11 protein-coding genes and 1 pseudogene are annotated in these 11,007 nt (G+C 71.8%); 5 read left to right on the forward strand and 7 right to left on the reverse strand.

Going from position 1 to position 11,007, the window contains the following annotated elements; translation table 11 throughout:
- From NQ160_RS11355 to NQ160_RS11375, 5 genes are all read left to right on the forward strand, one after another.
- The coding region (locus NQ160_RS11355) for an enolase C-terminal domain-like protein (RefSeq protein WP_306853164.1) at nucleotides 1-290 on the forward strand (290 nt) is incomplete at its 5' end.
- A gap of 76 nt (nucleotides 291-366) precedes the next feature.
- Nucleotides 367-1,218, forward strand: coding sequence for a hypothetical protein (locus NQ160_RS11360; protein WP_257515350.1), 852 nt, complete (start codon nucleotides 367-369; stop codon nucleotides 1,216-1,218).
- A 50-nt stretch (nucleotides 1,219-1,268) separates the two neighbouring features.
- Entirely contained in the window at nucleotides 1,269-2,615 is a 1,347-nt protein-coding gene (locus NQ160_RS11365; protein WP_257515351.1) for an alpha-hydroxy-acid oxidizing protein, read from the forward strand.
- A gap of 32 nt (nucleotides 2,616-2,647) precedes the next feature.
- A complete protein-coding gene (locus NQ160_RS11370) occupies nucleotides 2,648-3,025 on the forward strand; it encodes a DUF4870 domain-containing protein (RefSeq protein WP_257515359.1) in 378 nt (125 codons plus the stop codon).
- 85 nt (nucleotides 3,026-3,110) lie between these two features.
- On the forward strand, nucleotides 3,111-4,499 hold the full coding sequence (locus NQ160_RS11375; protein ID WP_257515352.1) for a glycine--tRNA ligase: 1,389 nt from the start codon (nucleotides 3,111-3,113) through the stop codon (nucleotides 4,497-4,499).
- On the opposite strand, the gene NQ160_RS11380 is transcribed toward NQ160_RS11375, so the two are convergent.
- The 7 genes and pseudogenes from NQ160_RS11380 to NQ160_RS11410 all read right to left on the reverse strand — a co-directional run.
- Nucleotides 4,462-5,217, reverse strand: a complete 756-nt coding sequence (locus tag NQ160_RS11380; protein ID WP_257515353.1) for a hypothetical protein — start codon at nucleotides 5,215-5,217, stop codon at nucleotides 4,462-4,464. The genes NQ160_RS11375 and NQ160_RS11380 overlap by 38 nt on opposite strands.
- 14 nt (nucleotides 5,218-5,231) lie before the next feature.
- On the reverse strand, nucleotides 5,232-7,595 hold the full coding sequence (locus NQ160_RS11385) for a beta-glucosidase family protein (protein ID WP_257515354.1): 2,364 nt from the start codon (nucleotides 7,593-7,595) through the stop codon (nucleotides 5,232-5,234).
- A 134-nt stretch (nucleotides 7,596-7,729) separates the two neighbouring features.
- Nucleotides 7,730-9,211 carry a flotillin family protein gene (locus tag NQ160_RS11390; protein WP_257515355.1) on the reverse strand — a complete coding sequence of 494 codons (1,482 nt, stop codon included), beginning with the start codon at nucleotides 9,209-9,211 and terminating at the stop codon, nucleotides 7,730-7,732.
- 37 nt (nucleotides 9,212-9,248) lie between these two features.
- The gene (locus NQ160_RS11395; RefSeq protein WP_257515356.1) at nucleotides 9,249-9,719 is read right to left on the reverse strand and encodes an NfeD family protein; all 471 of its coding nucleotides are present in this window, start codon (nucleotides 9,717-9,719) and stop codon (nucleotides 9,249-9,251) included.
- Between the two features lie 74 nt (nucleotides 9,720-9,793).
- A complete protein-coding gene (locus tag NQ160_RS11400; RefSeq protein WP_257515357.1) occupies nucleotides 9,794-10,378 on the reverse strand; it encodes an HhH-GPD-type base excision DNA repair protein in 585 nt (194 codons plus the stop codon).
- A gap of 55 nt (nucleotides 10,379-10,433) precedes the next feature.
- Nucleotides 10,434-10,730 (reverse strand): hypothetical protein, encoded by a 297-nt coding sequence (locus NQ160_RS11405; RefSeq protein WP_257515358.1) that lies wholly within the window; start codon nucleotides 10,728-10,730, stop codon nucleotides 10,434-10,436.
- A gap of 2 nt (nucleotides 10,731-10,732) precedes the next feature.
- Nucleotides 10,733-11,007 (reverse strand): annotated as a pseudogene (locus NQ160_RS11410) (glutamyl-tRNA reductase); the annotation flags it as partial.

Genomic DNA, 11,007 nt, shown 5'->3' on the forward strand with positions numbered 1-11,007 from the left:
TCGCCATCCACGACCTCTGCCGGGGCGCCGACATCCCGGTGTGGTGCGGCGGCATGCTCGAAACCGGCATCGGCCGGGCCGCGAACGCGGCGCTCGCCGCCCTGCCGGGCTTCACGCTGCCCGGCGACGTCTCGGCGTCGGACCGGTTCTACCCGCGCGACATCGTGACCGACCCCATCGTGCTCGAGGACGGCCACGTGCGGGTGCCCACGGGCCCGGGCATCGGGATCGAGATCGACCCGGTGGCGCTGGAGGACTTCACCGTCGCCCGCGAGACCCTGCGGCGGTAGGCGGGCCCGCGCCGTGTGCACAACGTCGGCGATTCGCGCACGCACCGCTCCCACGCGCCCGGTTCGGCGCCCGGCCGTGGCGAAGTGGCGACGTTGTGCACGCGGCGCAGCCGGCACCCTCGCGCTCGGGGCCGTGCTGGCGCTCGCCGCGTGCGCCGCGGAGCCGCCCGCACTTCCCGCCGGCGTGACCGTGACGCTGCAGCAGCTGCGCTCGGACGTCCCCGATCGCACCGCTCAGGTGCGGGTGGTGAACGCATCGGACGAGGATCTGCGCATCGCGCGCGTCGAGCTGCGGGACGACTGGTTCGCGGGCGCTGTCGTCCGAGAGCGCGAAAGCACCGTGCCCGCGGGACGCACGGTCGACCTGCGCATCACGCTGCCGCCGTCGGCGTGCGAGGGGGAGCCGGATGCCGCAGATCGTCGCAGCACGCTTGTCATCGCGACCCGCGAGGGCGCCAAATTCCGCGTGGCCGCGGACGATCCGCTCAGGTTCGTCGCGGGCCTGCACGCGCGGGAGTGCCTCGCCCACGACGTCGCGGCGGTCACCGCGCTGTCGTGGGGCGGGTTCACCCCGTCCCCGCCGGGGTCGCCCGCGACGCTGCGCCTGGACATCGCGCCCGCCGGCGGCGCGCAGCCGCTGCGGATCGTCGAGGTGCGTCCCACCAACCTGCTGCAGTTCGGCGCCGAGAGCACCGATCCCTTCCCCGTCGCCCTCGCGGTCGACGGCACGGGGGAGGCAGCGTCCGTCGACGTGCCGCTCATGCCGCTGCGCTGCGACGCGCACGCGGTGCAGGAGGACAAGCGCGGCACGGTGTTCACGCTGGCCGTCGAGACTGCCTCAGGGGAGGGGCTGATCGAGGTGCCCGCGGATGAAGAGGAGCGGGGCCGCATCCTGTCGTGGGTGGCCGACTGGTGCGGGTTCGGGTGAGAGGGTGTCGTCGGAACGGGGCGGCCGGCGGCCGGCCATAGGGTGTGGGGATGAGCACCGTCGCTCCCGAAGACCCCGCCGCGGCCGCCCGCGGCATCTCCCGCCGCACCCAGTCGCACATCTACCGTGCCGGCATCAGCGGCCAGACGCCGCGCGTGCCGGTGGACCCGCTGCAGCTCGAGGCCGCCGCACGTCGCGCCTTGAGCGCCGAGGCCTTCGCCTACCTCGCCGGCGGTGCGGGCGCCGAGCGGACTGTGGCCGCCAACCGTGCCGCCTTCGACGCGTGGGAGGTGTGGCCGCGGCCGCTGCGTGACGTGTCGAGCCGCGATCTGTCGATCGACTTCCTCGGGCGTCGCCGCGAGACGCCGCTGCTGCTGGCGCCGCTCGGGGTGATGGAGCTCGCCCACCCCGACGCCGACCTCGCCGTCGCGCGCGCCGCGGCATCCGCAGGTGTCCCCTACACGCTGAGCAATCAGGCCTCGTATGCGATGGAGCGGGTGTGGGATGCCGCGCCCGACGGCGACCGGCTGTTCCAGCTGTACTGGTCGGCCTCGGACGAACTCAACCGGTCGCTGATCGGCCGGGCCGAGGCCTCGGGGTGCGAGGCGATCGTGATCACCCTCGACACCCACCTGCTGGGCTGGCGCACCCGCGACCTCGACCTCGCGTACCTGCCGTTCACGCGCGGCCTCGGCATCGCGCAGTACACGGCCGATCCCGTCTTCCGCGGGCTCGTGCGGGAGCGGGTGCGCAGCGCTGCCATGGCGGGCGCCGACGCCGCCGCGCCCGGTGACAAGCTGCGGATGGCGCCGCGCACGGTCGCCGCCGGGGTCGGCATCGCGCGGCGGGGAGCCGCGCTCACCGGGTCCACGCGCCTGCGTGAGAATCTGCGCTCGCCGCTGCCCCGTGCGGCGATCGAGACGTTCCTCGACGTGTTCTCGACTCCGGCGCTCACGTGGGACGCGCTCGATCGCGCCCGGGAGTGGACGTCGCTGCCCATCGTCCTCAAGGGCATCGTGCACCCCGATGACGCCGCCCGTGCGGTGGACGCGGGGATGGACGGAGTCTGGATCTCCAACCACGGCGGCCGGCAGATCGACCGGTCGGTGCCGACGCTCGCGGTGCTGCCGGCGATCGCAGAGCGCGTGGCCGGACGGGTCCCGGTCGTCTTCGACTCCGGAGTCCGCAGCGGCGCCGACGTGTTCATCGCCCTCGCCCTCGGGGCCACCGCGGTCGGCCTCGGCCGCCCGTATGCGTACGGACTCGGCGTCGCGGGCGAGGCCGGGGTCGGCGAGGTGGTGCGAAACGTGCTCGCCGAGCTCGACATCACCCTCGGGCTCTCCGGGCACACCTCCGTCGGCGAGCTCACTCCGGCCGCCCTCCGCCGCGCGGACTGACGCCGCCGCCCCCATAGGCTGAGACAGTGACCATGCCGCCTCCGCCCCCGCAGCCGCCGTATGGCGCTGCGTACGGGCCCGCTCCGCTCAGCCCTGCCGACGAGAAGATGTGGGCCACCCTCATCCACGTCGGCGGCATCTTCTTCGGTTTCGTCCCCGCGCTGATCGGATACCTGGCGCTGCGCGACCGCGGCCCGTTCGTTCGGGCCCATGCCGCGACGGCTCTGAACTTCCAGCTGACGGTGCTGATCGCCATGATCGCCGGCATGGTGCTGCTGTTCGTGCTGGTCGGCGCCTTCGTGCTGCTCGCCGCCGCCGCCGTCGACCTCATCTTCTCGATCATCGCCGCCGTCAAGGCCAGCCAAGGGCAGTGGTACCGCTACCCGCTGACGATCACGTTCGTGCGCTGAGGCCCGGCGGCTAGAATCGACGGATGCCGCGGCCTCGCGGCATCCGCGATTTCCGCGCCCGCACCACGACCATTTGGAGCCACCTGTGGCCGAGCAGTCCCGCCTCGACAAAGTCATCGCCCTCGCCCGTCACCGCGGGTTCGTGTTCCAGGCCGGTGAGATCTACGGCGGATCCCGCTCGGCATGGGATTACGGCCCCCTCGGCACGGAGCTGAAGGAGAACATCCGTCGCCAGTGGTGGCAGACGTTCGTCCGCGGCCGTGGCGACATGGTGGGTCTGGACTCCTCGATCATCCTCCCCAAGCGAGTCTGGGAGGCGTCGGGCCACGTCGCGACGTTCACCGACCCCCTCGTGGAATGTCTGCAGTGCCACAAGCGCTTCCGCGCCGACAACCTCATCGAGGACTTCGAGGCGCGCAAGGGCCGCCCCGCCGCCAACGGTCTGGCCGACATCCCGTGCCCGAACTGCGGCACGAAGGGCAAGTACACCGAGCCCAAGGCGTTCTCGGGCCTGGTGAAGACCTACCTCGGCGTCGTCGACGACGAGTCGGGTCTGCATTTCCTCCGCCCCGAGACCGCGCAGGGCATCTTCGTCAACTTCACCAACGTGCTCACGGCATCGCGCAAGAAGCCGCCGTTCGGCATCGGCCAGGTGGGCAAGGCCTTCCGCAACGAGATCACGCCCGGAAACTTCATCTTCCGCACCCGCGAGTTCGAGCAGATGGAGATCGAGTTCTTCACCCCGCCGGCCGAGGCGGGGGAGTGGTTCGACCACTGGGTCGAGGCGTGCTGGAACTGGTTCGTCGACCTCGGCATCAACGCCGACAACATGCGCCGCTTCGACGTTCCCGAGGAGGACCGCGCGCACTACTCGGCCGGCACCATCGACGTCGAGTACCGCTTCGGATTCACCGGCAAGGAGTGGGGCGAGCTGATGGGCGTCGCCAACCGCACCGACTACGACCTGGGCAGCCACTCCGAGGCATCCGGCCAGTCGCTGACCTACTTCGACCAGGCCACCGGTGAGAAGTACACCCCGTACGTCATCGAGCCGTCGTTCGGTCTCACCCGCGCCATGATGGCCTTCCTCGTCGACGCGTACGACGAGGAAGAGGTGCCCAACGCCAAGGGCGGGGTCGACACCCGCACCGTGCTGCACCTGGACCCGCGTCTGGCGCCCGTGAAGGTCGCCGTGCTGCCGCTGTCGCGCAACGAGCGGCTGTCGCCGTTGGCGCGCGAGGTGGCCGACACGCTGCGCAGCAACGGCTGGAACATCGACTTCGACGACGCCGGCGCGATCGGTCGCCGTTACCGCCGTCAGGACGAGATCGGCACGCCGCTGTGCGTCACTGTCGACTTCGACTCCCTCGACGACAACGCCGTCACGGTGCGCGACCGCGACACGATGGCGCAGGAGCGCGTGCCGCTGGACGCGCTCACCGCGTACCTGGCCGAGCGCCTCCGCGGAGCGTAGCCGCCACGGCAGCGGGGACTGCGCCGGGGTTGACGGAGACGAACAGGACGCGGCGGATCCCGGCGAACAGGCACACCGCCATCGCGAGCATGCCCGCCGCGAACAGGACGCCGAGCACGGCGACCGACGGCTGCGCGCCGAGTTCGGCCGGCGATGCCGTTGCCAGCTGCATGATGCTGCGGGCGGCCAGCAGGGCGCCCAGCGCTCCGAGCGACGCCGTGATCCCGCCCGCCACCATGCGCAGCCCGAATGCCACGTCGGTGTAGATGCGGGATGTGCCGATGTGGTCCGGGTCGAACGTGGGGGGCTCCGCGCGTCGTGCGGGCAGACGTATCCAGTAGTTGAGCGCGCGCGTCAGAGCCCGCCCCGAGCGGCGCAGGCGGAGCAGCATCCGCACGGAGATCGCACCGAGAACCAGCGCGAGCACGACCCCGGTGGCGGTAGCAGCCCACGCCGTGCCGCGCTCGCGTTCGAGCGTCTCGGTGAAACCGGCCGGAATGAGCGCTGCGGCCACGCAGGCGCCCAGCCACAGCGCGGCGGCGAGCGTACCCCAGCCGAGCCTCGAGTACCGGCGGTAATCGAAGTAGAGGATGTGCTCGGCGCGGGAGGCGTCGGCCGAGTCCGCCACCTCGTGAGGGGCGATGCCGCCGTTGTCGCGTTCGACGGCGCGGGCGCGCTCGGCGATCTCGATCCAGGGCTGTGAGTCGGGCAGGATCATGCGCGGCGCCATCGTCAGGCCTCCGCGAGGACGACGGACACGGGCGCGACGATCATCTGCTCGGTGCCCACGTGCCGCGGGTCACCGACCACCTCGACGGCGTGCTCGGACACCAGGTCCTCGCTTGAGCGACCCAGGCTGAAGACGAGGGTGCCGGCATCCACCCGTCGCTGCAGGTCGATGCCGGTGTAGGCCGCCAGCTCCGGCGACACCGTGAAGGTGACGGTCGCGGCGGCGGAAGGCGCCAGCGTCGTCTTCGCGAACCCGACGAGGCGCCGCACGGGGCGGGCGATCTCGGCGACCGGATCCGAGACGTACAGCTGCACGACGACGGGCGCGGCGGTCGTCCCGGTGTTGCGCACGACCGTGGAGAGCGAAGCGGTGCCGTCGGTGGCGATCGTCTGGGCGTCGAGGACGCCGGGGGCGATGTCGACCGATCCGTAGGAGAGGCCGTGCCCGAAGGGGAACGTCGGCTCGGTAGGCAGGTTCGAGATGCGGTCGATCGTGCGGGTGAGCGGAGCTCCCAGGTAGACGTGCTGACCGCCGCCGGCGATGCGCGGGATCTGCACCGGCAGCCGACCGCCCGGGTTCACGCGCCCGCTCAGCACGCCGGCGATGGCCGCCGCGCCCTCTTCGCCGGGGATGAACGCCTGCACGGCGGCGGGCACCGATGCCGCGGAGTAGTCGAATGCGTAGGGGCGGCCGCTGTTGGTCACGAGCACGACCGGGGTGCCTACGGCGAGCACGGCGGCGACGAGGGCGGCCTGACCGCCCGGCAGCGTGAGGTCGGTCGCGTCGCACCCCTCGCCGGAGGTCCCGCGGCCGAACATTCCCGGCAGGTCCCCGACGGTGAGGATCACGAGGTCGGCGTCGCGGGCCGCGGCGACCGCAGCGGGGATTGCGGACTCGTCGGCATGGAGGAAGTCGGCACCGCGCTCGTGCCGGATGTCAGCGTGCGGGAACTCGGCGCGGAGGGCCTCGAGCACGCTGGGCACGTCGACGCCGAGCCCGAACTGCGGATGCCGCGGAAGCACGTGGACCGGGTACGAGTAGCACCCCAGCAGTGCGCGGGGGGTGTCGGCGGTGGGGCCGATGACGGCGATGCGACGGCGGGTCTCCGCGGGGAGCGGGAGCAGGTCACCCTCGTTGCGCAGCAGCACGACGGATGCCTCCGCCGCCTCGCGGGCGAGCGCCCGGTTGCCGGGGGAGTCGAGGTCGGGGACCACGAGGGCGTCAGCGGCGTCGCGCGTCGCGGCATCCGCCTGTGGGGGGTCCAGCAGCCCGAGCTCCGCCTTCTGCCGCAGTACGCGCGCGACGGCCCGGTCGATGACGGCCTCGTCGAGCGCGCCGTCGGCGACCAGGCCCGCCAGCGGCGGGTAGCACATGCCGTTGGGCAGCTCGACGTCGATGCCGGCCTCGAGGGCGATGCGGCCGGCGTCGGCGGCGTCGCGGGCGACGCCGTGGGCCGTGGCGAGGAACGCCACCGCCCAGTAGTCCGACACGACCGTTCCGCTGAATCCCCAGGTGTCGCGCAGCAGACCGGTCAGCAGCGCGTGGTCTGCCGCGACGGGAACGCCGTCGATGTCGCTGTAGGAGTTCATCACCGAGCGCACCCCGGCCTCGCGCACGGCGAGCTCGAAGGGCACGAGCAGCACGTCGGCGACCTCGCGAGGGCCGGCGGCGACGGGCGCGTGGTTGCGGCCCGACAGCGACGCCGAATAGCCGACGAAGTGCTTCAGGGTCGCGACGACGCCGGCATCCTCGATCCCTCGCACGTAGGCGCTCCCGACGCCGCCGACGAGCACCGGGTCTTCGCCGATCGTCTCCTCGACGCGCCCCCAGCGGTAGTCGCGCACGACGTCGAGGACGGGAGAGAGCCCCTGGTGCACGCCGAGGGCCCGCAGGTCCGCGCCGATGGCGGCGCCGATGCGTTCGGTCAGCGCCGCATCGAACGAGGCGCCCCACGACAGGGGCGCGGGGTACACCGTCGCACCGAGCGCGTTGACGCCCGTCAGGCACTCCTCGTGCGCGATGGCGGGGATGCCGTGGCGAGTGGATGCCACGAGCGCCCCCTGCACGTCGGCAAGCCGTGCCATGACCTCGGGGATGGGGGCGGGCTCGGTGCCGATCACGCGCGTGACGTGGCCGAGGCCGGCGCGGGCGGCGACTTCGAACGGCGGTCGGCCGGCTCCGAGCGTGTCCTGCATCGGCGCGACGACCTCACCGGGCCCGCGCTTGTCGAACCAGTAGCCGGTGAGCTGGGCGATCTTCTCCTCGAGGGTGAAGTCGGCCAGCAGCGCGGCGACGCGTTCGTCGACGGGGCGTGCCGGGTCCCGCCACACGTTCGATGCTGCGGCGCCGGGGGCCGTGTCGCTCACGAAGACTCCCTTGTCCATCTGTCATTCGGCCGTGCTGTCGGCCAGGCCCGGTCGGGCTGTCGGCCGTCTGCGACGATACGGTCCGCACCGTCATCCGGTGTGGACCGCATCGCCGGCATCCCTGCGCTGCCCGCTCAGCCGTGCGCGGTCGTCCCGGCGCCGGCCGGAGCCGAACCGTTGCCCGATGCCCCCGCGCGGCTGCCGGCGAAACCGGCCAGCAGCGTTCCGAGGTCCAGCCCCGTCAGGGACTTGACGACCTCGGTGCCTTCGCCGAGGACCGTTCCGACGGTCTTCGTGATCGCCGATGCGCCGTCGGTGGAGATGACGGTGAGCTGGTCGATGTTGCTGATCGGCTCGGCGGCGGCACGCACGATCTCGGGCAGGCGCGAGATGATCTCCTGCGCGAGCGCGGCTTCGCCGTACTTCTTCAGCGCCTCAGCCTTCGCGTCGGTCGAGGCGGCCTCGGCGACACCCACGGCCTGTGTGGCGGCGGCGCGCGCCTCGCCCTCGGCGCGGATACCGGCGGCCAGTGCCACCTGCTTGTCGCGCTCGGCCTCACCGGCGAACCGCACCGAGGTGGCCGATGCCTCGGCATCCTGCACCGCGGCGACCTTGTTCGCCTCGGCGATCTTGGTGCGCTTGTACGCGTCGGCTTCGGTCGCGGCATTGGCGGCGTCGCGCAGGGCCGTGGCGCGCTGCACCTCGGCGTACGCCTCGGCTTCGGCGGGCTTGCGGATCTCGATGTCGAGCCGCTCCTGCGTCACGAGAGCCTGCTCGATGAGCGCCTCGCGCTCCTGCTGTGCGACGAGGCGATCCTGCTCGGCCTTGGTGAACGTGCCGGCGGCGTCGGCTTCGGCGTTGGCGCGGTCGGTGTCGGCCTTGATGGATGCCTGGCGCAGGCTCAGCGCCTTCTGGCGCTCGGCGATCTGCTCGGCGGCCTCGATGCGGGCGAATTCGCTGGCTCGCGAGGCTTCGGCTTCGCTGACCTCGGCGACCTGACGGGCACGGGCGGCCTCGGCGCGACCCAGGTTGGCGAGGTAGTCGCTGCCGGGGGTGGAGATGTCGCTGATGTTGAGCAGATCCACCTGCAGGCCCTGCTCGACGAGGTCGGCCTTGGTCTCGGCGACGACCCGGTCAGACAATCCCTTGCGGTCGGAGATGATCTGCTCGATCGTCATGTCGCCGATGATCGAGCGCAGCGAGCCTTCGAGCGACTCGCGGATGATGTCGGTGAGGGTCTCCTGCTGCGAGAGGAAGCGCTGGCCGGCGCGGCGCACGCCCTCTTCGGTGCCGGAGACCTTGAAGTTGATCGACGCCTTGATGGCGATCTTGATGCGGTTCTTGTCGACGCCCTCGACGGTGATGCCGATCTGGCGCTGCTCGAGCGAGATCGGGAAGCCCTGTTGCAGGATCGGCCACACGAACGTGCGGCCGCCGATGACGACGCGCTGACCGGTGGCCTCACCCGGCACGGGCTTGCCGGCGCCGCGTCCGACGATGATGAGCGCCTCGTTCGGGGGCACGCGGCGGATGCGCCGAGCGATGAAGGTCAGAAGTCCGAGGACTGCGACGATGAGGGCGAGGACGGCGGCGATCTGGACGATGTCGACCGGCATGGGATTCCTTCCGTGGATCGCGGCGACCGCCGCGGGATTACTCGGCGACGACTTTGACGCGCGTGCCGCTGTGCTCGACGACGCGGATGCGCACGCCTTCGGGAATGGGGGTGTCCGAGTACGCCAGGCGCCGCTCGATCTCGTGCGGGCCGTCGAGGGAGACCTCGCCGCCGGCCGGGGTGATCGGGGAGCGACATACCCCGGTGAGGCCGACGGCGTTGGCGGGAGCGCCGTCGGAGCTCGCCGCGAGCTTGCGGATGAACAGCACCGCCACGACGTAGGTGACGATCGCGAGTCCCGCCGCGATGACGTAGACCCACACGTCATCGAGGTTCGATGAAGCGGTGAAGACACCGCTCGCGCCGAAGACCACCGCGGCGATGCCGAGCGCCGTGCCCGAGAGGGCACCCTCGCCGATCTCGAAGTGGTCGAAGATGTCGCCGACCACGAGCGAGATCACGAGCACCAGAAGACCGATGCTGCCGATGATGATGAACGGCGTGAGCATGCAGGCCTCCCCGGGGCGTCGGCGGTCGCTTCGTCTCTACCCTATGAGAAACCTGAGAGCTTGCGCTGCCTTTCTTATGCCGACGTGCCTGCGGACTCGCGCGCGGCGGCCTTCGCGGCCTTCTTGAACGCCCGCACCTTCTGCAGCGAATCGGGCGAGACGATGTCGGCGACGCTGCGGTGCGACCCCTCCTCGCCGTAGGGGGCGGATGCCTCACGCCACCCGTCGCCGGTGTAGCCGTACTGCTTTCCGATGAGCGCCAGGAAGATCTTCGCCTTCTGGTCGCCGAATCCCGGCAGGGCCTTCAGGCGCTTCAGCACCGTGCGCCCATCCGGGTCGTCGCGGGTCCAGATGGCTGCGGCATCCCCGCCCCATTCGTTCACGACGGCACCGCACAGCGCCTGCACCCGCGCCGCCATGGAACCCGGAAAGCGGTGCACCGCCGGGGTCTGTGCGAACAGCGCGGCGAACTGTTCGGGGTCGGCGCCGGCGATGGCCTCGGCATCCAGCGTCCCCAGGCGCTCGCTGATCTTCAGCGGCCCGGCGAACGCAGTCTCCATCGGCACCTGCTGGTCCAGCAGCATGCCGATGAGCAGGGCCAGCGGGTCGCGCGTGAGCAGCTCATCCGCTGCGGGGTCGTCGGTGATGTGCAGGCTCATCCCTCCATCGTCTCACCGCGCAGGCGAGCGTGTGCGGGGAGCGCAGTGGGGGCGGTCAGTCGAGCCAGGCGTCGGCGAAGTCGACGGCATCGAGCGTTGCGAGGTCGCGCTCCACCATCTCGAGGATCGCTTCGACGTCCTCCATGTCGGCAGGCTCGAACCGCCGCACTTCGGTGCCGTCCAGTGCCAGGCGGATGACGATGTCGGTCATCGCCGGGGCCGCCGCGCCGCCGGCATCGAACAGCGATACGAGCGCGGTGCCGGCCCACTGGGCGGCACGCTTGAGGGGCGTCGCGGCGCGGTCTTCTCCGCCGGCGGTGTACACCTCGGACGCGGGGACGGGAGCGCTCACGGTCAGCCTGCGGCTGCCACGTCGTCGGTCTCGACGACCGCGACAGGCTCGTCGGCCTCGAGCCCGAACAGCGCCGACACCGCGGCGAACACGTCGTCGGCGCGACCCTGCTCGGCGAGCTCGTGAGCGCGCACCGTGGGGGTGTGCATCAGCACGCCGGCGAGGTGGCGCAGCGCCTGCTCGGTGGCGCCGTCGTCGCCGCGGCTGCGGGCGCGGGCGATCTCGGTCTCGAGCACCGACGCGACGTGGGCGCGCAGCGCCACGACGGCGGGGGCGA

The organism is Microbacterium sp. zg.Y909 (assembly GCF_024626565.1).

Excerpts from the sequence above, each read along its gene's own strand:
- NQ160_RS11380 (WP_257515353.1), bottom strand. The coding sequence starts at position 5,217 with ATGATCCTGCCCGACTCACAGCCCTGGATCGAGATCGCCGAGCGCGCC.
- NQ160_RS11370 (WP_257515359.1), top strand. The coding sequence starts at position 2,648 with ATGCCGCCTCCGCCCCCGCAGCCGCCGTATGGCGCTGCGTACGGGCCC.
- NQ160_RS11400 (WP_257515357.1), bottom strand. The coding sequence starts at position 10,378 with ATGAGCCTGCACATCACCGACGACCCCGCAGCGGATGAGCTGCTCACG.
- NQ160_RS11395 (WP_257515356.1), bottom strand. The coding sequence starts at position 9,719 with ATGCTCACGCCGTTCATCATCATCGGCAGCATCGGTCTTCTGGTGCTC.
- NQ160_RS11365 (WP_257515351.1), top strand. The coding sequence starts at position 1,269 with ATGAGCACCGTCGCTCCCGAAGACCCCGCCGCGGCCGCCCGCGGCATC.
- NQ160_RS11390 (WP_257515355.1), bottom strand. The coding sequence starts at position 9,211 with ATGCCGGTCGACATCGTCCAGATCGCCGCCGTCCTCGCCCTCATCGTC.